Source organism: Streptomyces sp. NBC_00647, assembly GCF_045207245.1.
GTDB lineage: Bacteria > Actinomycetota > Actinomycetes > Streptomycetales > Streptomycetaceae > Streptomyces.
In genome coordinates, this window is the sequence record NZ_CP109040.1 from 4133803 (window position 1) to 4158482 (window position 24680).

Below are 24680 nucleotides of genomic sequence, written 5' to 3' on the forward strand. Positions count from 1 at the left end.
CTGATCAGAAAACGAAAGGCGGTAGTTCATGTCCGGCATCAAGCCCTCCCGCACGACCAGCCGCGCACTCGTCGCCGCGGCCCTTCTGATCACCGCCGGTGCCTCCGTACCGGCCGTCGCGAGTTCCACCGCCCCGCCGCCCGCCCGCAGCGGGAGCAACGGCCCCGCCTACGACCGCGTGGCCGACTTCTACGGCTCCTACATCGACGCCGTGACCGACTCCGGCTCGGGCCGCCTCAGCACCCAGCTGCGGTCCTTCTACCTGACGTCGGGACTCCGCTCCCGCCTGACGACCTGGGAGAACCGCCAACATGCCGACGGGGTGCTGCGCGCCCAGGACGTGCCGCGCGCCTGGAAGGTGACACCGGGCGACAGCGGCGCCGGGCACACGTGGTCGACGGTCCGGCTGACCTGGGGCTCGGCCCAGCATCCGACGTACACCTATCTGACGGTGCAGTCGGATCTGGCGACGAAGAAGATCTCCGACATCAAGCAGAGGAGCTGACGGGCTCCTCGGGTTCCGGGGCGCCCACGAACGTCCGCCACAACGCGGCGTAACGGCCGTCGAGCCGGAGCAGTTCGTCGTGGGTGCCGTCCTCGGTGACGCGGCCGTGGTCCATCACCACGACCCGGTCCGCACGGGCGGCCGTCGTCAGCCGGTGGGCGACCACCAGCGTCGTACGGCGGCCCGCGAGCCGGTCCGTGGCCTGATTGACCAGGGCCTCCGTCGCCAGGTCCAGCGCGGCCGTCGCCTCGTCGAGGAGCAGGACGTCCGGATCGACCAGCTCCGCGCGGGCCAGCGCGATCAACTGGCGCTGGCCGGCGGAGAGGTTGCGGCCGCGTTCGGCGACCTCGTGGAGATAGCCGCCGTCCAGCGTGGCGATCATGTCGTGGGCGCCGACCGCGCGGGCGGCGGCCTCCACCTCGGCGTCGGTGGCACCCGGACGGCCGTAGGCGATGGCGTCGCGGACGGTGCCCTGGAAGAGGTAGGCCTCCTGGGGGACGACACCGAGCCGGTGCCGGTAGGCGGTGATGTCGAGGTCGCGCAGGTCCGTGCCGTCGACCGTCACCCGCCCGCCCGTCGGGTCGTAGAACCGCGCGACCAGCTTCACCAGCGTCGACTTGCCCGCGCCGGTCTCCCCGACGAACGCGACGGTCTGCCCGGCGGGGATGCGCAACGACACCGCGCTGAGCGCCTCCTCGGCCTCGTCCGCCCGTCCGTACGCGAAGCCGACGTCCTCGAAGGCGATCTCGCCCCGCAGCGACGGCACCTCCAGCGGCTCGTCGGCCGCCTTCGTCGACGTCGGCTCCCGGAGCAGTTCCTGGATGCGGCCCAGCGAGACGGTGGCCTGCTGGTAGCCGTCGAAGACCTGCGAGAGCTGCTGCACGGGCGCGAAGAACAGGTCGATGTAGAGGAGGTAGGCGACCAGCGCGCCGGTGGTGAGCGTGCCGGAGTCGATCCGGTGGGCGCCCACGATCAGCACGGCCGCCGCGGCCCCCGAGGCCAGCAGCTGGACGAACGGGAAGTAGACGGAGATCAGCCACTGCCCGCGGATCCGGGCCCTGCGGTAGCTGTCGCTGCCTTCCGCGAACCGCCGCCCGCTCGCGTCCTCGCGCCGGAACGCCTGGAGGATCCGCAGCCCGGACACCGACTCCTGGAGATCGGCGTTGACCACCGACACCCGCTCACGGGCCAGTTCGTACGCCTTGACGCTCGCCCGGCGGAAGAAGAACGTGCCGATGACCAGGGGCGGCAGCGTCACGAAGACGACCAGTGCCAGCTGCACGTCGATCACCAGCAGGGCGGCCATGATGCCGAAGAAGGTGACGACGGAGACGAACGCGGTGACCAGCCCGGTCTGCAGGAACGTCGACAGCGCGTCGACGTCGGTCGTCATCCGGGTCATGATCCGGCCGGTGAGCTCCCGCTCGTAGTAGTCGAGGCCGAGGCGCTGGAGCTGCGCGAAGATCTTCAGGCGCAGCGCGTACAGGACCCGCTCGCCGGTCCGGCCCGTCATCCGGGTCTCGCCGATCTGCGCCGCCCACTGGACCAGCACGGTGACCAGCGCGAGCGCGGCCGCCGCCCACACCGCGCCGAGCGCGAGCCGGGTGACTCCGTCGTCGATGCCGTGCCGGATCAGGATCGGCAGCAGCAGCGTCATCACCGCGTCGACGGCGACCAGGGCGAGGCTGATGAGCAGCGGGGCCCCGAAGCCGCGCAGCAGTCTGCGCAGTCCGTAGGACTCCTCGGCCGCGACCGCGCGGGCCTCGTCGACGTCCGGGACGTCGGTGGCCGGGGGCAGCGCCTCGACCTGCGCAAGGAGTCCCGGGGTGGCGGGCATCCCGGCGAGCGCGTTGTCCCTGGGCTCGCGGTCGCCGGTCCACAGGTGCGGCGTCACCCCGCGCTCGGCGTCGAACTCGGCGTCCAGCTCGTCGCGTACGGAGGTGTCCTCCTGCGGCGCCGCCGGCAGGGCGTGTCCCGGGGAGACGCCGCCCAGCTCGTCGGGGTCGGTGAGCAGCCGCCGGTAGAGCGCGGAGCGGGCCTGGAGCTCGTCGTGGGTGCCGATGTCGGCGAGCCGGCCGCCGTCGAGAACGGCGATGCGGTCGGCGAGGTTGAGGGTGGAGCGCCGGTGGGCGATCAGCAGGGTGGTGCGGCCCTCCATGACGTGCTTCAGCGCCTCGTGGATCTCGTGCTCGACCCGGGCGTCCACGGCGGAGGTGGCGTCGTCGAGGACGAGCAGGCGCGGGTCGGTGAGGATCGCGCGGGCGAGCGCGACGCGCTGGCGCTGCCCTCCGGAGAGGGTGAGTCCGTGCTCGCCGACCGTGGTGTCGTAGCCGCCGGGCAGCTCCGCGATGAACCGGTCGGCCTGGGCGGCGCGGGCCGCGGTCTCGATCTCGTCCTGGGTGGCGTCGGGGCGGCCGTAGGCGATGTTGGCCCGCACGGTGTCGGAGAAGAGGAAGGAGTCCTCGGGGACGAGCCCGATCGCGGCGCGCAGGGACTCCGTGGTCAGCTCGCGGACGTCGTGCCCGCCGATGAGGACGGCGCCGTGCGTCACGTCGTAGAAGCGCGGCATCAGCAGCGAGACCGTCGACTTGCCGGAGCCGGACGAACCGACGACGGCGAGGGTCTCGCCGGGCCGGATCTCGAAGCTCAGCCCGTCCAGGACCGGCCGGCCCTCCTCGTACCCGAAGGACACGTCGTCGAACTCGACGGTGGCGGGCGCGTCGGCCGGCAGGGTCTTGGTGCCGTCCTTGATCGACGGCTCGGTGTCGATGAGCTCGAGAACCCGCTCGGCGCCGGCGCGGGCCTGCTGCCCGACGGTGAGGACGACGGCCAGCATCCGCACCGGTCCGACGAGCTGCGCGAGGTACGTGGAGAACGCCACGAAGGTGCCCAGCGTGATCTGCCCGCGCACCGCCAGCCAGCCGCCGAGCGCGAGCATCGCGACCTGGCCGAGGGCGGGCACGGCCTGGAGGGCCGGGGTGTACTTCGCGTTCAGCCGGATGGTCCGCAGCCGCCCCGCGAAGAGCCGCCGCCCGACCTCGCGCAGTTTGCCCGTCTCCTGGTCCTCCTGCCCGAAGCCCTTGACCACGCGGACACCGCTGACGGCGCCGTCGACGACCCCCGCCACGGCGGCGGCCTGCGCCTGCGCGTACCAGGTGGCCGGGTGCAGCCTGGAGCGGCTGCGCTTGGCGACGAACCACAGGGCCGGAGCGACGGCCAGCGCGACCAGGGTGAGCGGCAGGGACAGCGCGGCCATGATCCCGAGGGAGATCAGGAAGAGCAGGACGTTCCCGATGGTCATCGGGAGCATGAAGAGCAGGCCCTGGATCAGCTGGAGGTCACTGGTCGCGCGGCCCACGACCTGCCCGGTGGACAGCTCGTCCTGGCGCCGCCCGTCCAGCCGGGTGATCGTCCCGTACATGTCGGTACGGAGATCGTGCTGGACGTCGAGGGCGAGCCGGCCGCCGTAGTAGCGGCGGATGAAGGTGAGGACGTAGACGAGGACGGCCGCGCCGAGCAGCGCGCCCGCCCAGGGGGCCATACCGCGGCTGTGATCACTGATGACGTCGTCGATGACCACCTTGGTGATCAGCGGGACCACCGCCATCACGGCCATGCCGCCCAGCGAGGAGCCGAGCGCGAGCACCACGTCCTTCGGGTACCGCCACGCGTACCCGGCGAGCCGCCGTGCCCATCCCCGCTCCGCTGCCACTCCGGTGCCTTCCGTAGATCTCACTCCGCCGGAAGGCACCAACGCCGAACGGAGCGGATTTCATCCCTCCGCAACAATTCGTCCGCCCGCCCACGCGACAGCAGTCCGCCCGCCGGGCCAGGTGGCCGGGCGGGCGGACGACGGAGTACGAAAAGGTGTACGAAGGTGACGGCGCAGGTCTCCGGACCCGGTCAGCCCGCCGGGACGGCCGGGAAGGCCTCCGTCGGCTGCGAGGTAGGCGTGAACCGCTGGGGGGCGACGGTGATCGGCACGAGGTCCTTGTGGATGACCTTGGCGACGGCCTGAATGGTCGCGACGCCGTAGTCCATGGTGCTGCTGCCGACGGTGAGCACCGACATCATGTAGTCGCGGCCGCCCCCGTTGAAGGTGCCGAGGCTGTGCACCCGCCATGCGTTCGAGGAGCGCGAGAGCCAGCCGTTCTTGACGTGCACGGCGACCGTCGAGGGCGCCCCGGCCGGTGTCCCCCAGCGCTGCGAGGAGACGACCTGGCCCATGAGCTTCAGGATGTACGCGCGGGAGTTGTCGCTCAGCACCGTGTTCTTGGCGGTGACGAGCTTGAGCAGCTTCTGCTCGTCGGTGACGTTGATCTGGGTGAGACCCCAGTAGCCCCCGGTGCCCGGTGTGGTCTTCGTCATCCCGGCCGCGGTCAGGAAGCCCTTGATCTTCGTCAGACCGAGCTGGTTCCACAGCTTGGTGGTCGAGGCGTTGTCCGACTGGGTGATCATCTTGGTGGCGAGCGAGGTCTCGGTGCTCGTCAGATAGCGGTTGTGCTTCTTCGCGTCCCACAGCAGCGTGGCGAGGACGGTGACCTTCACCGTGCTGGCCGAGTCGAACGAGGTGGTGGCGCGGAGTGTGCAGGTCGTGTTCGTCGAGCGGTCGTACAGTCCGACCGCGACGGTGCCCCTGCGGTTCGCGAGCGCCGCGGTGATGTCCGTCTGCAGCTTGGCGGCCAGACCGGCCTTGCTCGACGTACAGCTGACCGTCGGCGCCGGCGCGGCACCGGCCGGGGCCGCGGCGATCGCGATCGGCACGATCACCGCGGCACCGAGGCTCGTTGCGAGCACACGGGCAGCCCGGGATATCCGGTGAGTCATGGAGGCTTCCCATCCCCTTGAAGCGATACGAACGCGCCCCCGGCGCGCTCGCCCCAGATGACTCACAGGGGGGTCCGAAAGTTGTACGGGTGTTCTGGGGACGGGAGTCCGGGTGTTCCGGGGGCGGGGGTTCGGGTGCTCCGGGTGCTCCGGGTGCTCCGGGGCGAGGGGCGGACGCCCTGGTGATCCGGCGACGGAGGGCGGATGCCCTGTTCATCCGGGGCGGGGACGGATGCCCCGGCGACCCGAGGGCGGGGACGGATACCCCGCTGACCCGAGGGCGGGGGCAGACGCCCCGCTGACCCGAGGGCGGGGGCAGACGCCCCGCTGATCCGAGGGCGGGGGCAGACGCCCCGCTGATCCGAGGGCGGGGGCAGACGCCCCGGCGACCCGAGGGCGGGGGCGGATACCCCGCTGACCCGAGGGCGGGGGCAGATGCCCCGGCGACCCGAGGGCGGGGGCGGATGCCCCGGCGACCCGAGGGCGGGGGCGGATGCCCCGGCGACCCGAGGGCGGGGACGGATACCCCCCTGACCCGAGGGCGGGGGCAAACGCCCCGGCGACCCGAGGGCGGGGGCAGGCGCCCCGGCGACCCGAGGGCGGGGACGGATACCCCGCTGATCCGAGGGCGGGGCGTATGTCCTGGTGATCCGGCGGCGGAGCCGGACGCACAGCTCACCCCCAGGCAGGCCACAGTCCGCACCCATCACTTCGCGTCATGGTGCGGTGGTGACGTCTGCCACTGACCCATTGCCCGACGCCCCCACGACTCCCCACGCCCCGCCGCCGACGACGGCGTCCGCGCACGCGGAGCCCGCGGAGACGGCGCCGGCCGCGCCGCGCTGGTCGCTGCCCGCGCTGCTCGCGATCCTCGTACTGGCCGGAGTCCTCTACTCCTGGAATCTGTCGGCCTCCGACCTCAACAGCTTCTACAGCGCCTCGGTGCTCAGCGGCACCCAGAGCTGGAAGGCCTGGTTCTTCGGCTCGCTAGACGCCGGGAACTTCATCACGGTCGACAAGCCGCCGCTCGCTCTCATGATCATGAGTCTGTCCTGCCGGGTCCTCGGCTTCGGGACCTGGCAGATGATGGCGCCGATGGTCGCCGCCGCGCTCGGCACGATCTGGATCCTGCACTCCTCCGTGAAGCGGGTCTTCGGCCACCCGGCGGCCGCGGTGGCCGCACTGGTCCTCGCGCTGACCCCGATCACGGTCGCCATCAACCGCGACAACAACCCCGACACCACCCTGGTCCTGTTGATGGTCGCGGCCGCGGCCCTGGGCCTGCGGGCCACCCGGGACGGCCGGCTGCTGCCGCTGCTCGGCTCGGCGGTCTGCTTCGGGCTCGCCTTCAACACCAAGATGCTCCAGGCGTACATCGCCCTGCCCGCCGTCTTCGCCGTGTACGTGTACGCCTCCCGGCTCGGCTGGGCGAGGAAGGTCCGCAACCTGCTGCTCGCCACCGTGGCCCTGGCGGTCGCGAGCTTCTGGTGGGCGGCCGCCGTCTCGCTCGTACCGGCCGACGAGCGCCCGTACATCGGCGGCTCCACGGACGGCTCCGCCTGGGACCTGATCATGGGCTACAACGGCCTGGGCCGGGTGCTGGGCGGCGAGGGCAACGGCGGAGGCGGCGGGGGCGGCGGAGGCGGCACCTTCGCCGGGACCGCCGGCCTCGGCCGGATGTTCAACGACGTCCTCGGCGGCCAGATCTCCTGGCTGCTGCCCTTCGCGGGCATCGCGCTCGTCGGCGGCCTGGTGCTGTGCGGACGTGCGCCGCGCACCGACCCCCGGCGCGCCGCGCTGGTGCTGTGGGGCGGCTGGACCGTCCTGCACTATCTGACGTTCAGCATGGCCGAGGGCACCATGCACCCCTACTACACGACCGCGCTGGCCCCCGGCATCGCGGCCCTGACCGGCGCGGGCGGTGTCCTGCTGCTGCGCGCCTTCCGCGGCCAGGACGCCCGTTGGCGGTGGGTGCTGCCGGCCGGACTCGCGGTCACCGCGATCTGGGCGGTCGTGCTGCTGCGCCGGGCCGCCGACTGGAACGGCTGGCTGTGGCCGGCCGTCGCGGTGGTCATGGCGCTGGCGATCGCCGGCCTGTTCCTCTTCCGCTCCGGCAACCGTGCCCGGCTGCTCACCGCGTCCGTGGCCGCCGCGGTCGTCGCGGCCCTCGCCGGCCCGGCGGCGTACGCCGTCGCCGAACCCGCGGCCGCCGGTGGCGGTATGGGCGGCGGCATGGGCGGCACCAACCCGACGGCGGGGCCGACCACCGGCAGCGGAGGCTTCGGCGGCGGTCCCGGCGGCGGCCGGGGCGGCTTCGGCGGCGAGGCACCCGGCGGCGACGCGCAGGGCGGTCCGAACACCGAGGCGGGCGGAGCCGCGGGTGGCTTCCCCGGAGGGGGCGAGGCGCCCGGCGGTGGCGGCCAGGCACCCGGCGGGAACGGCGAGCAGCCCCAGGGCGGCTTCCCCGGCGGCGGCCAGGACGCGGGCCAACAGGGCGGCGGAAACGGGGAGTCCCCCGGTGGCGGCCCGACGGAGGGCGGGAACGGCGGCACCCCGGGTGGTACCGCGGAGCGGCCCGGCGGCGCGAGCGGCCCCGGCGGGGGCGGTGGCGGCATGGGCGGGACCACCAGCGCCGCCCTGGTCTCCTATCTGGAGAAGCACCAGGACGGCGCCAAGTGGCTGCTGGCGGTGTCGAATTCGCAGGGCGCGGCGCAGCTGATCGTGAGCACCGGCAAGCCCGTCATCTCCATGTTCGGCTTCACCGGCTCCGACAGGGCGATGACCCTCGCCAAGCTCAAGGAGCTCGTGCGCAAGGGCGAGTTGCACTACATCCAGCTCGGCGGCGGCATGGGCGGCGGGATGGGCGGAAACAACACGCTCAGCTCGCAGATCACCACGTGGGTGGAGAAGAACGGCACGGCGGTGAAGGAGAGCGCGTACGACAAGTCCGCCTCGTCCGGCTCCACTTCGGAGTCCGGGTCCGCGTCCGGCACCTCGTCCGGGTCCGGATCCGGCGCGCAGAGTGGCGGCCAGACGGCCTCGACGCTCTACCGGCTGGACGCCTCCGACGTCGGCTGACCCACCCGCCCGACACCGAGCGGCCCCTGACCACATGTCCGGTCAGGGGCCGCTCGTTCGTTCTGTCATGTCTCGCGTGGACTGCACGAGTTGTTGAATCCCGACACGGAACCGACACCTCTCCTTAACCCCAAGTACCGCATGTGCATGTCACCCTCCCGGTTACCCGCTCCATTCAACCCGCGTAGAACGGACACCCCACGATGCCCGCCACGCACATACGCCGCTGGAAGACCCTGGCGCTGAGCACCTCCGCGGTCCTCGTCGGCCTCACCCTGCCGACCGTGGCCGCGACCCCCGCGAATGCCACGACGACCGCGTACGACAGCACGTACTACAAGAACGCGGTCGGCAAGACCGGCACGACCCTGAAGTCCTCGCTGCACACCATCATCAGCAGCCAGACCAAGATCTCGTACTCCGCGGTCTGGGACGCGCTGAAGGTCACCGACCAGGACCCGAACAACAGCAGCAACGTGATCCTGCTGTACAGCGGCGTCTCGCGCAGCAAGTCCCTCAACGGCGGCGACGTCGGCGACTGGAACCGCGAGCACACCTGGGCCAAGTCGCACGGCAACTTCGGCGAGGTGACCGGTCCCGGCACGGATCTGCACCATCTGCGCCCGGCGGACGTCCAGGTCAACAGCATCCGCGGCAATCTGGACTTCGACAACGGCGGCAGCGCGGTCGCCAACGGCGGTGGCAGTCTCGTCGACTCCGACTCGTTCGAGCCGCGCGACGCCGACAAGGGCGACGTGGCCCGCATGATCCTCTACATGGCGGTCCGCTACGAGGGCGACGACGGCTTCGCCAACCTGGAGCCCGACGAGAAGGTCAACAACGGCAGCACCCCGTACATCGGCAAGCTGTCCGTGCTGAAGCAGTGGAACGACGAGGACCCGCCGAGCGCCTTCGAGGAGAAGCGCAACCAGGCCATCTACGACACCTACCAGCACAACCGCAACCCGTTCATCGACCACCCGGAATGGGTGGAAGCGATCTGGTAGGCAGAGTGATCGCCTGAACTCCCTCCGTAGTAAAGGGAGTTCAGGCGTCCGTCGGGGCCCTCGGGCGCCGGAAGGTGACAAATGAATGGCCTCGGGGCGTACAACCAGTGACGCCCCGCCCGAGTCGCACTGCGTGGACGCGCCGGACCACCGCGTCCCACCGGAACGACGAAAGGCACCCGATGTCCCGAGCACGACGCAGAAGCCGCTCCGCGCGGTTGACCGCGCCCCTGGCCGCCGCCGCGCTGCTGGCAGGAGGAATCGGCACCTGGGCCCTCACCGGCGCCACCGCCCAGGCCGCCACCGGATCGGCGGAGGCCCGGGACGACTTCAACGGGGACGGCTACGCCGACCTGGTCGTCGGCGCCCCGACCGCGACCGTGTCGGGCAAGGCCCGGGCCGGTTACGTGGCCGTCGTGTACGGCTCCGCCGGCGGCCTGTCCACCGCGAACAAGAAGATCGTCAGCCGCTCCACCGGCGGGGTCCCGGGCTCCGCCACCGCGAATCAGCGCTTCGGGGCGTCCTTCACCAGGGCCGACCTGGACAGGGACGGCTACAGCGACCTCGTGGTCGCGGGCGGCAAGGAGGGCTCGGTCGTCCTGTGGGGCTCCGCCTCCGGGCTCACCGGGGGCACGGCCCTCGCCGGTTACGGCGCCGCGCCGGCGGCCGGCGACTTCGACGGCGACGGCACCACGGACCTCGCCCTGTTCTCCGCGCAGTCCGTCGCCGGCGACGACCCGATACCCATCTCCGCCGCCCTGTGGAAGGGCCCCTTCTCCCGCGCCGGCAAGCCGGCCGCCGTCCTGAACATCCTCGACAAGTCCTCCTGGTGGGGATACGAGGAGAACGACGCCTCCTGTGCCACCGGTCACGGCTGCGAGGAGGACGGCGACACGGTCAGCGGTCCCGTCGTCTCCGGCCAGGTCGGCGACATCAACGGCGACGGCAGGGACGACCTCGTCCAGTGGCACTACACCGGTGACGGGACGTGGGGCAACCGGCTGCTGTACGGCAGCCCGTCGGGCTTCAAGCGGGCCAGTGCCCCGGGCGACGGCACGGGGATCACCCTGAACACCGGCGTCGGCGACGTGAACGGCGACGGGTTCGACGACATCGTCTCCGGCGCCGACGGCTGGAACGACACGGTGCGGATCTCGTACGGCTCCGCCGCCGGCCTCACCGATCACGTGCAGACCTTCGACCAGGACCTGGCCGGCTTCCCCGGCGCCCAGGAGGAGGGCGACGAGATCGGTTCGGCCGTCTCGGTCGCCGACGTCACGGGTGACGGCTACGCGGACATCGCGCTCGGCATCGCGGGCGAGGACGTCGCCGGTGTCGTCGACGCCGGCTCGGTCGCCCTCGTCCACGGCGGCGCCTCCGGCGTCACGGGTGCCGGTACGCAGGTCTTCCACCAGGACACCGCCGGTGTGCCCGGAGTCGCCGAGACCGACGACCGGTTCGGCGCCGCCACGGCGCTGCTGGACGTCGACGGCAACGGGCGCCCCGACCTCGCCGCGTCCTCGACCGCGGAGAACGCCTCCGCCGGCGCGGTCTGGGTCCTGCGCGGCACCACCACCGGCCTGACCACCACGTCCGCCCTCGCGTTCGGCCCGAAGACCCTCTCGGCGCCCTACACGAACGCGCTGTTCGGCTCGTCCCTGCGCTGAGCGGCCTCGCGCGGCAGAGCGCCGGGGAGCGTGTCGCACGCTCCCCGGCGCTCTCGCGTTCCCGCGACCGCGTCCCGAGCGTTCAGCCCAGGTGCGTCGGCGCGAACATCCGCAGCAGGGCGGGCAGGACGACCACCGACGGACCGGGGGCGGCCAGGGCCTTGGCCAGGTCCTCCTCCAGCGTCTCGGGGCTCGTGAGGACACCCGGCACCCCGAACGACTCGGCGAGGGCCACGTAGTCCGGGCGGGACAGCTCCGTGGCCGTCGCCTGGCCGAAGGCGCCGGTCATGTACTCGCGGAGGATGCCGTAGCCGCCGTCGTCCACGATGAGCCAGGTGACCGGGAGGTCGCACTGCTTCGCCGTGGCCAGTTCAGCGATGGAGTACAGCGCGCCACCGTCGCCGGAGACCGCGAGGACCGGGCGGGAGGGGTCGGCCGCCGCCGCGCCCAACGCCGCCGGGAAGCCGTAGCCGAGGCCGCCGGCGCCCTGGGCGGAGTGCATGGTGTTGGCGCCGCGCGGGTCGAAGGCCGACCACGCCCAGTACGCCAGGATCGTCATGTCCCAGAAGGACGGCGACGTGTCCGGGAGGGCCCGGCGTACAGACGCCAGCACGTCCTGCTCCAGGGTGAGTTCCTGGGAGGCGATGCGCTCCGCGACCCGGGCGAGGACGACGCTCACGCGGTCGGCCGCCGTCGGGTCGGGGCGATCCTCCACCGTCTCGAGGAGCGCGGACAGCGCGAGGCGCGCGTCGGCGTGGATGCCCAGCGCCGGGTGGTTGGACTCCAGCTTGCCGAGGTCGGCCTCGATCTGGATCACCCGGCCGCGGGGCTTGAACGTGTGGTAGTTCGAGGAGAGTTCGCCGAGGCCCGAGCCCACCACCAGCAGGACGTCCGCGTCCTCCAGGAAGTCGGTCGTGTACCGGTCCTCCAGCCAGGACTGGAGGGAGAGCGGGTGCTCCCAGGGGAAGGCGCCCTTGCCCCCGAAGGTGGTGACGACCGGAGCGTTCAGCTTCTCGGCGAGCGCGCGCAGCTTGCCGGACGCGTCCGACCGGACGACACCGCCGCCCGCGATGATCGCGGGGCGGGCCGCCGAGGACAGCAAGTGGGCGGCGAGCGCGGTCAGTTCGGGGCGCGGGACGACGTCCTCGGGGGTCGCGTCCATCGCCGTGACCACGGGCAGGCTCGTCTCGGAGAGCAGCACGTCCTGCGGGATCTCCACCCAGACCGGCCCGTGCGGGGCGGTCAGCGCCGACTCCCAGGCCTCCGCGATCGCGGAGGGGATCTGGGACTGCGTACGGACCGTGTGGACCGACTTCACCACGCCACGGAACGAGGCCTGCTGGTCGGGGAGTTCGTGGAGATAGCCGTGCCGGCCGCCGCCCAGCCCCGCGGTCGGGATCTGGCTGCTGATGGCGAGGACGGGCGCCGAGGCGGCGCGCGCCTCCTGGAGCGCGGCGAGCGAGGTCAGCGCTCCGGGGCCGGTGGAGAGCAGCAGCGGCGCGGCCTCGCCGGTGATCCGGCCGTAGGCGTCCGCCGCGAACCCGGCGTTGTTCTCGACGCGCAGGCCGACGTACTGGAGCGAGGAACGGCGCAGCGCGTCGAACATGCCCAGCGCGTGCTGGCCCGGCAGCCCGAAGACGGTCGTCGCACCGAGACCGGAGAGGGTCTCCACGACCAGGTCTCCGCCGTTGCGGCCGACGGGCGGGTTGAGCGCGGCCTCCGTCTGTGCCGCCGACGGACGGAGCACCAGGTCGTGGTCGTGGGTCACTTGCTTCGGGCCTCCGCGATCTGGCGGGACATGATGGTGGTCAGTTCGTAGGCGGTGTGGGAAGCCGCCACCGCGGTGATCTCGGCGTGGTCGTACGCCGGGGCGACCTCGACCACGTCGGCCGAGACCAGGTTGCAGGACGAGAGGCCGCGCAGGATCTCCAGGAGTTCGCGGGAGGTCATGCCGCCCGCCTCCGGGGTGCCCGTGCCGGGCGCGTGCGCCGGGTCGAGGCAGTCGATGTCGATGGAGATGTAGAGCGGGCGGTCGCCGATGCGCTGACGCAGCTGGTCGGCGACCTCGTCGGCGCCCCGGCGGTAGACGTCCGCCGAGGTGACGATGCCGAAGCCCATCTTCTCGTCGTCGGTGAGGTCCTGCTTGCCGTACAGCGGGCCGCGGATGCCGACGTGGGACAGCGCCGAGGTGTCGAGGATGCCCTCCTCGACGGCGCGGCGGAACGGGGTGCCATGCGTGTACTCGGCACCGAAATACGTGTCCCAGGTGTCGAGGTGCGCGTCGAAGTGGAGCAGCGCGACCGGACCGTGCTTCTTGGCGACGGAGCGGAGCAGGGGCAGCGCGATGGTGTGGTCGCCGCCCAGGGTCATCAGGCGGGCGCCGGTGCCGAGCAGCTCGTCGGCCGCGGCCTCCACCGTCTCCACGGCCTCGTTGATGTTGAACGGGTTCGCCGCGATGTCACCGGCGTCCGCGACCTGCGCGAGGGCGAACGGGGAGGCGTCCTGCGCCGGGTTGTAGGGGCGCAGCAGCCGGGACGCCTCGCGGATCGCGTTGCCGCCGAAGCGGGCGCCCGGCCGGTACGAGACGCCGGAGTCGAACGGCACACCGACCACGGCGACATCGGCGGTGCCGACCTCGTCGAGGCGCGGCAGCCGGGCGAAGGTCGCGGGACCGGCATACCGCGGGATGCGGGACGAGTCGACGGGGCCGCGGGGCGTCTCGTTGCTGCTCATGGGGTATTGCCTTCTTTCCTACGCTTCGTCGCGTATGTACAACTAAGTACAACTAGTACGACTCTACTGGTGAACCGGGACCGGTTCGGACACGGGTTCGGCGACGCGGCCCGCGAGCCGCTCCCGCCAGGCGGCCAGCACAGCGGCGTCGGTCGCCGGCGTGGCCAGCGAGACGATCACGTACGAGGCCAGGGAGAGGAGGAGTCCGTAGTAGACGGGCTCGTTCGCGAGGATGCCGTAGGTGGCCATCAGGCCGATGACGGCGACTCCGCCGACGACGACGGAGGCCAGCGCGCCGTGCACCGTGCCGCGCTTCCACAGCAGACCGCCGAGGATCGGGACGAGCAGGCCGGCGACGAGCAGGTTGTAGGCGACGGTCAGCGCCTCGACGACGTTGTTCAGTGCGATCGCCGTGCAGATCACGGCGATGCCCATGACGAGGATGAAGACGCGGTTGCCCTTGACCTCGTCGTGCTCCTCCGCGTCGCGCTTCACGGCGCCGCGCAGCCGGGACCAGATGTCGTTGTTGGCGACGGTGGCGCAGGCGATCAGGGCGCCGGAGGAGGTGGACATCACAGCGGCGAGGGCCGCGGCGAGCACCAGGCCCCGCACGCCGACCGGGAGTTCGTCCTTGACGATGGTCGCGAAGGCGGTGTCGGCGCTGGGCAGCTTCGGGTACATGACCTTGGCCGCGGTGCCGATGACGGCGCCGGCCACGGCGTAGACCAGGCAGTAGGTACCGGCGACCGTGCCGCCCCACTTGGCGGTCCTGTCACCGCGGGCGGTGAACACGCGCTGCCAGATGTCCTGCCCGATCAGCATGCCGAACGTGTAGATCAGGACGTAGGTGAAGATCGTCTCGCCGCCGATGCCCAGCGGGTCGAAGTACTCGGTGGGCAGCTTGGCCTTCATCTCGCTGAACCCGCCGGCCTTGACGACCGCGATGGGCAGGAGCAGGAGCAGCACGCCGACGGTCTTGACCACGAACTGCACCATGTCGGTGAGGGTGATCGACCACATGCCGCCGAGCGTCGAGTAGGCGACGACGATGGAGCCGCCGAGGACGATCGCGAGCGTGCGGTTCATGTCGAACAGGACGTCGAAGATCGTGGCGTAGGCGATGGTCGAGGTGACCGCCAGCATCAGGGTGTACGCCCACATGACGACACCGGAGATGACACCGGCCCGGCCGCCGTAGCGCAGGTCGAGCATCTCGGAGACGGTGTAGACCTTCAGGCGGGCGATGCGGGCGGAGAAGAAGACGCTGAGCGCCAGCAGGCCGAGGCCGATGGTGAAGACCATCCAGGCACCGGAGAGCCCGTACTGGTAGCCGAGCCCGACACCGCCGATGGTGGACGCGCCGCCGAGGACGATGGCGGCCATGGTGCCGGAGTACATGACGGGACCGAGCCTGCGTCCCGCGACGAGGAACTCGCTCTTGGACTTGGCGCGGCGCATGCCCCACCAGCCCATGGCCAGCATGCCGGCCAGATAGACGACGATGACTGCGTAGTCGACGGCCATGGGTCTCCTCGGGGTGCTCTGTGGCGTGTCGTGCGGGGATGTGGGGGACGAGCCGGCAACTGATCGCGGGGACATCCGCCCGTACCCACGGCTGCCGGTCGGGACCGACACTAGGTGGCCGGAAAGCGACTGCGAAGTGTACGTTTCATCCATTCGATCCGAACGGGATGGAGGAACCGTCCACCGTGCCGGACCCACAGTCACCGTCCGCCCCGGCCGTACCACCGACGCCTCCGGTGCCGCTGTCGGCGCTGCTCGCCCGCGAGGACCTGGCCCTGCGCCTGATCGCCGGGCCCGCGGAGCCCGACACGGTGATCCACTGGGCGCACACGTCGGAGATGGCCGACCTCTACCCCTACCTGCTGGGCGGTGAGCTGCTGCTGACGGCGGGGGTCCACGTGCCCGAGACGGCCGGCTCCGACGGGGACACCCCCGGCCCGAACGAGACCGAGAGCTTGGCGGACTACTTCGACGGCTATGTCTCCCGCATCGTCGCGGCGGGCGGCGCGGCGCTGGGATTCGGTCTGGCCCCGGTCCACGACACGGTTCCCCGCGCCCTCGTCGCGGCCTGCGACACGTACGGGCTGCCCCTGCTGGAGGTCCCGCCGCAGACGACGTTCTCCGGGGTCGCGCGCGCGGTGTGGCAGCTCATGGCCCAGGCCCGGCTGGCCGAACTCCGCCGGGTGACCGAGGCCCAGCAGAGCCTGGCGGCGGCCGCCGCCCGCCCCGATCCGGTACCGGCGGTGCTCCGGCAGCTGGCCCGGCGGGTGGGAGGCTGGGCCGCGCTCTACGGCCCCGAGGGCACGGAACTGGCCCACGCGGGGAGACTCCCGACGCCACGGCCCCCGGCGGAGGCCGGCTCGCCGGACTGCGCCGGGCCGGCCGGCCCGGCGCGGCTCCCGCAGGCCGCACCTGAGACCGAGGGACGCGCGGGCCCTGCCGGCGGTTCCGGGACGGGCACGGACCGGACGGCCCGGTCCGGGACGCCCACGGACCCGGCGCCCGCGCCCGGGACGCCGACGACCGGAACGCCGACGACCGGACCCGGCTCCGCCGACGCCCTCCCGGGCCCGGCGCCTCGGATCAGGGCGCCCTCGCCCGGAGCGCCCTCGCTCGGCACATCCGCGCCCGGAGCGCCTTCGGCCGGCAACCCCCTCGGCGCACCCCCTGCCCCCGCGACTCCTGAGGAGGTGCTCGCCGAGCTCGCCGGTGTAGTGCGGCCCGGAGCCTCCGAGGGCCCCACTCCCGCCTCCGCCACCGACACCGTGGGCGGCGTCCACCTCGCGGCCTACGCCCTCGGCAGCGGCCAGGGCTTCGTCCTGGGGGTCGCCGCGCCGCGCCGCGATCCCGGCGACCACACGATCGCCTCCGTCGCGTCCGTGCTGCTCTCCCTCCTCACCGGGGAGCACCAGAGCGGGAGCGGGGCCGCGCGTTCGGCGGCCCTGGTGCGGCTGCTGCTCGGGGCCGCGCCGGAGACGGTGGCTCCGCTTCTCGGCGGCGAGCGGTGGGTGGTCGTGCACGCGCGCCCCGCCGGGGACGGCCCCGCCCCGGACGCCGTCACCGCGTCCGCGCTGGCGGCCGCGCTGGGCTCAGCGCTGGTCGACGTGGGCGACGACATCGTGCGCGTCCTCGTCCCCGGCGACCGCGAGCCCACCGCGCAGCCGGGCTGGACCTGCGGGGTCAGCGCGCCCGCGGGCCCGCACGCGTGGGCGGCCGCCGACACCCAGGCGGCCCGCGCGCTGGCCCGCGCCCGCGCGACCCGGGCAGCCCTGGTCCGCCACGGCCACCGGCCCGCGCTCGCGGACCTCGTCCCCCCGGAGGACGCCGAGGCCCACGCCCACGCCCTCCTCGCTCCCGTCGCCGGGACCCCCGCCCTCACCGAGACCCTCCGCACCTGGCTCTCCCTGCACGGCAGTTGGGACCGCACCGCGGTCGCCCTCTCGGTCCACCGCAACACCGTCCGCCAACGCATCGCCCGCTGTGCGGCGTTGCTGGGCACGGACCTCGACGACCCCGACGTACGGATGGAGTTGTGGTTCGCGCTCAGGGACGACTGAGCCGGAGACCCGGGATCCGGCATCGCGACGACGTGCCGGTCCCGGCCCCGACGCCGCCGGAGACCGCCGGGACCACGCGGTGCGGGCACGGAGCCGACCGCCCGCCGGCCGGCGCCGCCGCGCCCGGGGTCCCGCACACCCGAGTGACGCACATCCCAGCGACCGGGACAGCCGCGCCCTCGGCGGGAACGCACCGGCACAATGGGCGTATGCCGATACCCGGGACTCCCAGCCGCGCCGAACTTGTCGACCATCTCGTGAAGACCCGTATCGCGGGCGATGTCGCCACGCCCCGCGAGAACAACCTCTCCCACTACCGCAAGCTGGCGAACGGCGAGCGCAACTGGTGGCTCGGCCTGGAACTCGGCGACCGCTGGACCGACGAGCAGGACGTGCTCGCGGTGATGGCGGAGCGGGTCGGCGTCAACGACGACCCGGAGTACCGGTACGGCCAGGACACCATCGACCCCGAGCTGACCGTGGACGCGCTGGACCGCCTCGCGGCCCGGCTGCGCAAGGCGGCCGAGGACCGGCAGCGGGTGCTGTTCGCGACCGGCCACCCCGGCGGTCTGCTGGACGTGCACCGTGCCACGGCCGCCGCCCTGCGCGCCGCCGGCTGCGAGATCATGGTGATCCCGGACGGGCTGCAGACGGACGAGGGCTATGTCATGCAGTTCGCGGACGTGGCGGTCCTGGAGCACGGTGCCACGCTGTGGCACACGCACTCGGGCGAACCGATGCGCGCGATCCTCACCGGCCTGGAGCGCGAGGGGCGCCCGCTGCCCGATCTGGTCGTGGCCGACCACGGCTGGGCCGGTTACGCGGGCCGGCACGGTCTGGACTCCGTCGGCTACGCCGACTGCAACGACCCGGCCCTCTTCCTCGCCGAGTCGGAGGGCACGCTCCAGGTCGTGGTCCCGCTCGACGACCACGTCGTCAGCCCGCGCCACTACGACCCGATGACGGCGTATCTGCTCAACGCGGCGGGCCTGGCCTGAGCCCCGGCGCCGCCTAGATCCCGGCGATCGATCCGGGGGCGCGTTCGGCGCGTGCGAGTCCCCGGATCACCTGGAGCGGCCCGTGCCGCCGGACCGCGAGGCGGGCGAGCAGGTCGACCACCGGCGCGGTCACCGTCTCGGGGAAGTCCGGTGCCGGCAGGCCCACGCTGTACGCCAAGTCGTCCGCGTGCACGACGAGTTCCATCAGCCGGGTGAGCAGGAAGTCGTCGAGGTCGAGCGACCAGTCGCCCCAGGACGGCATCCGGACGGGCCGTACGGCGGGGGTTCCGTGCAGCTCGGTCCGCAGCCGTTCGACCGCCTCCCGGGCCCGTCCCACGAGCGCCTCATGGCCGTCCGCCGCCGTCGCCTCCCCGCCGCGCCGGATACGGACGCTGACCGCGCCGTCGACACCGGCGTCGAGCCAGGTCACCCGCTCCAGGTAGTACTCCCGCAGCGACACCACCGGCTCCTCCGGAACCGGCCGCGCCAGCAGGTCCGGCAGGGCGAGTTCCGGCCAGACGGTGTGCCCCGCCAGTCCCTGGACACTGAAGTCCCGCAGCGCGCTGGGCTTTTCCCAGGCCGCGGCGACGGCGGGTTCGGCGAGCAGCCCGACGACCGTGCCCGCGGTCTCCAGGAAGACTTCCCGGACGCGTGTCCGGCGCCGGCTCCACGACTCTTCCATATAGGTCATGGCCGCCATCCAACCCGCAGCGCCGGACCGCCTCAACCGCCTTTCACGGCCAGGGGTTCAACCCCTCGGACCGCCGCTGCGCGTACCCCGGTGTCGGGTCCAGATACACCCTGCTCACGGCGGGGAACACGGTGCGGAGCCGGTCCTCGGCCCGTTCGCAGGCCCACTCGATCTGGGCCGCGGTCGACGCGTCCCGGAAGTCGACCTTGGCGGCGATGAGCGCCTCACGCGGTCCCTGCATGAGCGTGATCAGCTCCAGTACGGCCTCCACGTGCTCCACCGCCAGCAGCTCCGCCCGGATCCGCTCCCGCATCGACTTGGGCAGCGGCCGTCCGATCAGCAGCTCCGCGTTGGAACGGCCCAGCACCCAGGCGACGTAGAGCAGCAGGAGCCCGATGAGCAGCGAGGCGACGCCGTCCCAGACGCCCGATCCGGTGAGCTGTCCGCCGAGCAGGCCGCCCGCCGCGAAGACCAGTCCGACCAGGGCCGCCGAGTCCTCCATGACGACGGCCTTCACGGCGGTGTCGGGGGTGCGCCGGAGGTAGGTCTTGAAGGAGGCGTCGACGCGGGCGGCCTCGCCGCGGGCCTGCCGCAGCCCCGTCCGCAGGGAGAAGCCCTCCAGGAGGAAGGCGACGGCCAGCACGATGTACGACACGAGCGGGTCGCCGAGCTCCTCCCCGGCCACCAGGGTGTGGATGCCGTCGTAGATCGAGAAGACCGCGCCGCCGACGAAGGTGGCGACGGCCGCGAGCAGGGCCCAGATGTAGCGCTCGGGGCCGTAGCCCAGCGGATGGTCCTCGTCCGCCGGTTTCTCGCTGCGCTTGAGCGCGGTGAGCAGGAGCAGCTCCGTGACGGTGTCGGCGACGGAGTGGGCCGCCTCCGACAGCATGGCGCTGGATCCGCTGATGACACCGGCGACCGCCTTGGCGAGGGCGATCCCGAGATTGGCGACGGCGGCGACGACCACCGTGAAGACGCTCTCGCCGCCGCCGTCCTGCGCTGTGTCGGTCATGCCTCAGTCTTACCGAGGAAGGCCGCCTACCGCGGGACGCGGACCACACCTTCCTGGATCACCGAGATGGCCAGCTTGCCGTCCTGGGTGTAGATCCGGGCCTGGCCGAGGCCGCGTCCGCCCGACGCCGACGGCGACTCCTGGTCGTACAGCAGCCATTCGTCGGCGCGGAACGGGCGGTGGAACCACATCGCGTGGTCGAGCGAGGCGCCGACGACGTCGCCGGTCACCCAGCCGCCGCGCCCGTGGGCGAGCAGGATGGAGTCGAGGAGCGTCATGTCCGAGACGTACGTGGCGAGGACGACGTGCAGCAGGGGGTCGTCCGCGAGCTTGCCGTTGGTGCGGAACCACACCTGGGAGCGCGGCTCACGGACCTCGCCGACGGTGCCGTACGGCGGCGCGTCGACATAGCGCAGGTCGACGGACTCGCGGGCCTCCAGGATGCGTTCCACGACGTCGGCGTCGGACAGGACGTCGGCGTACAGCGGGAGCAGTTCGGCGGCCGTGGGCAGCGTCTCCGGGTCGGGCGCGGGCGGCATCGGGGCCTGGTGCTCCATGCCCTCCTCGTACGTCTGGAAGGACGCGGAGAGATGGAAGATCGGCTGTCCGTGCTGGACCGCGACCACCCGGCGGGTGGTGAAGGACCGGCCGTCGCGGATGCGGTCCACGGAGTACACGATCGGTGCGCCGGGGTCCCCCACGCGCAGGAAGTACGCGTGCAGGGAGTGGGCGAGCCGGTCCTCGGGGACCGTGCGCCCGGCGGCGACCAGTGCCTGCGCCGCCACCTGTCCGCCGAAGACGCGCGGAACGACGGCGGACCGGGACTGGCCGCGGAAGATGTTCTCCTCGATCCGCTCGAGATCGAGCAGATCGAGGAGAGACTCAAGTGCCTCACTCATGGGGCAGTTGTACCGTGCAGTCTTTTCGCGGACCTTACAGGCCCATGTCCTTGGCGATGATCGTCTTCATGATCTCGCTGGTACCGCCGTAGATGCGGTTGACCCGGTTGTCCGCGTACAGGCGGGCGATCGGGTACTCGTTCATGAAGCCGTAGCCGCCGTGCAGCTGGAGGCAGCGGTCGATGACGCGGTGCGCGACCTCGGTGCAGAACAGCTTGGCGCTGGCGGCCTCGGCCGGCGTCAGCTCACCCGCGTCGAGGGCCTCCAGGGCGCGGTCGGCGACGGCCTCGGCCGCGTCCACCTCGGCCTGGCAGGCGGCCAGCTCGAACTTGGTGTTCTGGAAGGACGCGACGGCCTTGCCGAAGACGGTGCGCTCCTGGACGTACTCCTTGGCGAACCGGACGGCGGCCTTGGCCTGCGCGTAGGCGCCGAAGGCGATGCCCCAGCGCTCGGAGGCGAGGTTGTGGCCGAGGTAGTAGAAGCCCTTGTTCTCCTCGCCGAGCAGGTCCTCGACGGGCACCTTCACGTCGACGAACGCCAGCTCGGCGGTGTCGGAGGTCTTCAGGCCGAGCTTGTCCAGCTTGCGGCCGATGGAGTAGCCCTCGGACTTGGTGTCCACGGCGAAGAGGGAGATGCCGAAGCGGCGGTCCTCGGCGGTGGGCGCGGAGGTGCGGGCGCAGACGATCACGCGGTCGGCGTGGACGCCACCGGTGATGAAGGTCTTGGAGCCGTTGAGGACGTAGTGCGTGCCGTCCTCGGAGAGCTTGGCGGTGGTCTTCATGCCCGCGAGGTCGGAGCCGGTGCCCGGCTCGGTCATCGCGAGGGCCCACATCTCCTCGCCGCTGACGAACTTCGGCAGGAAGCGCTTCTTCTGCTCGTCGGTGGCGAGCGACTTGATGTAGGGCAGGCCGAGCAGCACGTGCACACCGGAGCCGCCGAACTGGACACCGGCGCGCGCGGTCTCCTCGTACATCACGGCTTCGAACTTGTACGAGTCGATGCCGGCGCCGCCGAACTCCTCGTCCACGCGGATGCCGAAGACGCCGAGCTCGGCGAGCTTGTAGTAGAAGTCGCGCGGCGCCTGGCCGGCGGCGAACCACTCGTCGTAGACCGGGACGACCTCGGCCTCGATGAAGGCGCGCAGGGTCTCCCGGAACGCCTCGTGGTCCTCGTTGAACACAGTACGGCGCACCGCCGCCACCTCCGCCTGGATACCTTGGGTCATTTCTAAGCGCTTGCTCAGATACGAGGTTACCCGTCGGTCACGAGCGCCGTCCAGGGGTCGCCCCCCGAGACGCTCGTCACGCCCCGGGAACCACGGGAGCCTCAGGGGCCACGGGAGCCTCAGGGGCCACGGGTGCCGCACCGGGAGGCACGGCCGCCGCGCCGAAGGCTCCCCGCGCCATCCGGTGCAGCAGCTCGGCGGTCCCCGCGCGCCCCGGGAGCGCGCCCGGCCGCCCCAGGTGAGGAGTCGAGTTCAGCAGGCCGAAGACCGAGTGCACGGCCGACCGGGCGGCCGGCTCCGTCAGCTCCGGGTACACCTCGCGGACCACCTCCACCCACAGCTCGACGTACTGCCGCTGGAGCTGTCGCACGAGCTTGCGGTCACTGTCCCGGAGGCGGTCCAGCTCGCGGTCGTGCAGGGTGATCAGGGGGCGGTCGTCGAGCGCGAAGTCGATGTGCCCCTCGATGAGCGAGTCGAGGAGCGCCTCCGCGCCCCCGCCGGACTCCGCCACCCTGCGCTTGCCGCCCGTGAGCAGCTGCCCGCTGATCCCCACCAGCAGCTCGGCGAGCATCGCGTCCTTGCCGGCGAAGTGCCGGTAGAGCCCGGGGCCGCTGATGCCGACCGCCGCTCCTATCTCATCCACTCCCACGCCGTGGAAGCCGCGCTCGGCGAAGAGCCGGGCGGCTTCCTTGAGGATCTGCTCGCGACGGGTGGGGGCGTCGGTTCTGGTGGCCATGAAAACAATTCTAGACAGGGAGGTTAGCGGTCGTTAACCTGAAGGAAATGCGTTAACGCTCATTAACTGGTCGACCACTGGTGAGGGGACCGCAGGATGCAAGAGGCACCGGAGCTGACGAGCGCGGCAGATCCCGCGTCGGAGGCCTGGAGGGCCAACGAGGCGGCACACCGTGCGCTGGGCGAGGAGCTGCGCCAGAAGCTGGCCGCGGCGCGGCTCGGAGGCGGCGAGAAGGCACGCGCGCGGCACACCGCGCGCGGAAAGCTGCTGCCCCGCGACCGTGTGGACACCCTCCTCGACCCCGGCTCCCCGTTCCTGGAGCTGGCGCCGCTCGCCGCCGACGGGATGTACGACGGAGCGGCCCCGGCCGCCGGCGTCATCGCCGGGATCGGCCGGGTCAGCGGGCGCGAGTGCGTGGTCGTCGCCAACGACGCCACCGTCAAGGGCGGCACCTACTACCCGATGACGGTGAAGAAGCACCTGCGCGCCCAGGAGGTCGCGCTGGAGAACCGCCTGCCCTGTATCTATCTCGTCGACTCCGGAGGCGCCTTCCTGCCCATGCAGGACGAGGTGTTCCCCGACCGCGAGCACTTCGGGCGGATCTTCTACAACCAGGCGCGGATGTCCGGCGCCGGGATCCCGCAGATCGCGGCCGTCCTCGGCTCCTGCACGGCGGGCGGCGCCTACGTCCCGGCGATGAGCGACGAGGCCGTGATCGTGCGCGGCCAGGGCACGATCTTCCTCGGCGGTCCGCCGCTGGTGAAGGCCGCCACCGGCGAGGTCGTCACGGCCGAGGAGCTGGGCGGCGGCGAGGTCCACGCGCGCGTGTCGGGTGTCACCGACCATCTCGCGGAGGACGACGCGCACGCGTTGCGGATCGTCCGGAACATCGCGGCCACCCTCCCCGCGCGCGGGGCGCTCCCGTGGTCCGTGGAGCCGCCGGCCGAGCCCAAGGTCGACCCGTACGGGCTGTACGGCGCGGTGCCGGTCGACTCCCGCACCCCCTACGACGTGCGCGAGGTCATCGCGCGCGTGGTCGACGGTTCGCGCTTCGCCGAGTTCAAGGCCGAGTTCGGGCAGACCCTGGTCACCGGCTTCGCGCGGATCCACGGGCACCCGGTCGGGATCGTCGCCAACAACGGCATCCTGTTCTCCGAGTCGGCCCAGAAGGGCGCCCACTTCATCGAGCTGTGCGACCAGCGCGGCATCCCGCTGGTGTTCCTGCAGAACATCTCCGGGTTCATGGTGGGCCGCCAGTACGAGGCCGGCGGCATCGCCAAGCACGGCGCCAAGATGGTGACGGCCGTCGCCTGCACCCGCGTACCGAAGCTGACCGTCGTGATCGGCGGCTCGTACGGCGCGGGCAACTACTCGATGTGCGGCCGGGCGTACTCGCCGCGCTTCCTGTGGATGTGGCCCGGAGCCAAGATCTCCGTGATGGGCGGCGAGCAGGCCTCCTCGGTCCTCGCGACCGTCAAGCGCGACCAGATCGAGGCGCGCGGCGAGTCCTGGCCCGCCGCGGACGAAGAGGACTTCAAGGCGCCGATCCGGCAGCAGTACGAGCGGCAGGGGAACGCCTACTACGCGACGGCCCGGCTGTGGGACGACGGAGTCATCGACCCGATGGAGACCCGGCAGGTCCTCGGACTCGCCTTGACCGCCTGCGCCAACGCGCCCCTGGGTGACCCCCAGTTCGGCGTCTTCCGGATGTGAGGGGACCC

Annotated in this window: 17 protein-coding genes; 7 read left to right on the forward strand and 10 right to left on the reverse strand. The window is 72.2% G+C overall.

Annotated elements, in window-relative coordinates:
- Positions 1-28 precede the first annotated feature (28 nt).
- Positions 29-505, forward strand: coding sequence for a hypothetical protein (locus OG788_RS18065; RefSeq protein WP_351542096.1), 477 nt, complete (start codon positions 29-31; stop codon positions 503-505).
- Here OG788_RS18065 and OG788_RS18070 read toward each other — a convergent pair.
- Together OG788_RS18070 and OG788_RS18075 are read right to left on the reverse strand one after the other, a co-directional pair.
- A complete protein-coding gene (locus OG788_RS18070) occupies positions 489-4217 on the reverse strand; it encodes an ABC transporter ATP-binding protein (protein ID WP_406372025.1) in 3729 nt (1242 codons plus the stop codon). The genes OG788_RS18065 and OG788_RS18070 overlap by 17 nt on opposite strands.
- Positions 4218-4408: 191 nt before the next feature.
- Positions 4409-5332: a serine hydrolase gene (locus OG788_RS18075; protein WP_351542095.1), complete on the reverse strand. Its 924-nt coding sequence runs from the start codon at positions 5330-5332 to the stop codon at positions 4409-4411.
- 729 nt (positions 5333-6061) lie between these two features.
- Between OG788_RS18075 and OG788_RS18080 the strand changes: the two genes are divergently transcribed.
- The 3 genes from OG788_RS18080 (at position 6062) to OG788_RS18090 (ending at position 11084) form a co-directional block, all read left to right on the forward strand.
- Entirely contained in the window at positions 6062-8410 is a 2349-nt protein-coding gene (locus tag OG788_RS18080) for a glycosyltransferase family 39 protein (RefSeq protein ID WP_406372027.1), read from the forward strand.
- A gap of 203 nt (positions 8411-8613) precedes the next feature.
- Positions 8614-9417: an endonuclease I family protein gene (locus tag OG788_RS18085; protein ID WP_406372029.1), complete on the forward strand. Its 804-nt coding sequence runs from the start codon at positions 8614-8616 to the stop codon at positions 9415-9417.
- Between the two features lie 182 nt (positions 9418-9599).
- Entirely contained in the window at positions 9600-11084 is a 1485-nt protein-coding gene (locus tag OG788_RS18090) for an FG-GAP-like repeat-containing protein (RefSeq protein ID WP_406372031.1), read from the forward strand.
- 82 nt (positions 11085-11166) lie between these two features.
- Here the strand turns inward: OG788_RS18090 and OG788_RS18095 are convergent, their stop codons facing one another.
- The 3 genes from OG788_RS18095 to OG788_RS18105 all read right to left on the reverse strand — a co-directional run bounded on the left by OG788_RS18095 (position 11167) and on the right by OG788_RS18105 (position 15341).
- Complete coding sequence (locus OG788_RS18095) at positions 11167-12852, reverse strand: thiamine pyrophosphate-binding protein (RefSeq protein WP_406372033.1); 1686 nt, start codon at positions 12850-12852, stop codon at positions 11167-11169.
- The gene (gene speB, locus OG788_RS18100) at positions 12849-13817 is read right to left on the reverse strand and encodes an agmatinase (protein WP_261703555.1); all 969 of its coding nucleotides are present in this window, start codon (positions 13815-13817) and stop codon (positions 12849-12851) included. The genes OG788_RS18095 and speB overlap by 4 nt, the downstream gene beginning before the upstream one ends.
- A 63-nt stretch (positions 13818-13880) precedes the next feature.
- Positions 13881-15341 (reverse strand): sodium:solute symporter, encoded by a 1461-nt coding sequence (locus OG788_RS18105; protein WP_406372035.1) that lies wholly within the window; start codon positions 15339-15341, stop codon positions 13881-13883.
- A 167-nt stretch (positions 15342-15508) separates the two neighbouring features.
- Between OG788_RS18105 and OG788_RS18110 the strand changes: the two genes are divergently transcribed.
- Both OG788_RS18110 and OG788_RS18115 read left to right on the forward strand, forming a co-directional pair.
- Positions 15509-17398 carry a helix-turn-helix domain-containing protein gene (locus tag OG788_RS18110; protein ID WP_406372036.1) on the forward strand — a complete coding sequence of 630 codons (1890 nt, stop codon included), beginning with the start codon at positions 15509-15511 and terminating at the stop codon, positions 17396-17398.
- A gap of 209 nt (positions 17399-17607) precedes the next feature.
- Positions 17608-18396 carry a phosphatase gene (locus OG788_RS18115; protein ID WP_351542087.1) on the forward strand — a complete coding sequence of 263 codons (789 nt, stop codon included), beginning with the start codon at positions 17608-17610 and terminating at the stop codon, positions 18394-18396.
- Positions 18397-18409: 13 nt separating this feature from the next.
- On the opposite strand, the gene OG788_RS18120 is transcribed toward OG788_RS18115, so the two are convergent.
- The 5 genes from OG788_RS18120 to OG788_RS18140 form a co-directional block, all read right to left on the reverse strand.
- Positions 18410-19087 carry a maleylpyruvate isomerase N-terminal domain-containing protein gene (locus OG788_RS18120; protein WP_406372038.1) on the reverse strand — a complete coding sequence of 226 codons (678 nt, stop codon included), beginning with the start codon at positions 19085-19087 and terminating at the stop codon, positions 18410-18412.
- 43 nt (positions 19088-19130) lie between these two features.
- The gene (locus tag OG788_RS18125) at positions 19131-20099 is read right to left on the reverse strand and encodes a cation diffusion facilitator family transporter (protein WP_406372040.1); all 969 of its coding nucleotides are present in this window, start codon (positions 20097-20099) and stop codon (positions 19131-19133) included.
- Positions 20100-20125: 26 nt separating this feature from the next.
- Positions 20126-20998, reverse strand: coding sequence for an acyl-CoA thioesterase II (gene tesB / locus OG788_RS18130; protein WP_351542084.1), 873 nt, complete (start codon positions 20996-20998; stop codon positions 20126-20128).
- A 34-nt stretch (positions 20999-21032) separates the two neighbouring features.
- Entirely contained in the window at positions 21033-22190 is a 1158-nt protein-coding gene (locus OG788_RS18135) for an acyl-CoA dehydrogenase family protein (RefSeq protein WP_351542083.1), read from the reverse strand.
- Between the two features lie 109 nt (positions 22191-22299).
- Complete coding sequence (locus tag OG788_RS18140; protein WP_406372043.1) at positions 22300-22959, reverse strand: TetR/AcrR family transcriptional regulator; 660 nt, start codon at positions 22957-22959, stop codon at positions 22300-22302.
- A 96-nt stretch (positions 22960-23055) separates the two neighbouring features.
- Here OG788_RS18140 and OG788_RS18145 point away from each other — a divergent pair, with 96 nt between their 5' ends.
- Entirely contained in the window at positions 23056-24672 is a 1617-nt protein-coding gene (locus OG788_RS18145) for a carboxyl transferase domain-containing protein (RefSeq protein WP_351542081.1), read from the forward strand.
- Positions 24673-24680 lie beyond the last annotated feature (8 nt).

Excerpts from the sequence above, each read along its gene's own strand:
- OG788_RS18120 (WP_406372038.1), bottom strand. The coding sequence starts at position 19,087 with ATGACCTATATGGAAGAGTCGTGGAGCCGGCGCCGGACACGCGTCCGG.
- OG788_RS18140 (WP_406372043.1), bottom strand. The coding sequence starts at position 22,959 with ATGGCCACCAGAACCGACGCCCCCACCCGTCGCGAGCAGATCCTCAAG.
- OG788_RS18125 (WP_406372040.1), bottom strand. The coding sequence starts at position 20,099 with ATGACCGACACAGCGCAGGACGGCGGCGGCGAGAGCGTCTTCACGGTG.
- OG788_RS18085 (WP_406372029.1), top strand. The coding sequence starts at position 8,614 with ATGCCCGCCACGCACATACGCCGCTGGAAGACCCTGGCGCTGAGCACC.
- OG788_RS18090 (WP_406372031.1), top strand. The coding sequence starts at position 9,600 with ATGTCCCGAGCACGACGCAGAAGCCGCTCCGCGCGGTTGACCGCGCCC.
- OG788_RS18110 (WP_406372036.1), top strand. The coding sequence starts at position 15,509 with ATGGAGGAACCGTCCACCGTGCCGGACCCACAGTCACCGTCCGCCCCG.
- speB (WP_261703555.1), bottom strand. The coding sequence starts at position 13,817 with ATGAGCAGCAACGAGACGCCCCGCGGCCCCGTCGACTCGTCCCGCATC.
- OG788_RS18075 (WP_351542095.1), bottom strand. The coding sequence starts at position 5,332 with ATGACTCACCGGATATCCCGGGCTGCCCGTGTGCTCGCAACGAGCCTC.
- OG788_RS18065 (WP_351542096.1), top strand. The coding sequence starts at position 29 with ATGTCCGGCATCAAGCCCTCCCGCACGACCAGCCGCGCACTCGTCGCC.
- OG788_RS18115 (WP_351542087.1), top strand. The coding sequence starts at position 17,608 with ATGCCGATACCCGGGACTCCCAGCCGCGCCGAACTTGTCGACCATCTC.
- OG788_RS18145 (WP_351542081.1), top strand. The coding sequence starts at position 23,056 with ATGCAAGAGGCACCGGAGCTGACGAGCGCGGCAGATCCCGCGTCGGAG.
- tesB (WP_351542084.1), bottom strand. The coding sequence starts at position 20,998 with ATGAGTGAGGCACTTGAGTCTCTCCTCGATCTGCTCGATCTCGAGCGG.
- OG788_RS18105 (WP_406372035.1), bottom strand. The coding sequence starts at position 15,341 with ATGGCCGTCGACTACGCAGTCATCGTCGTCTATCTGGCCGGCATGCTG.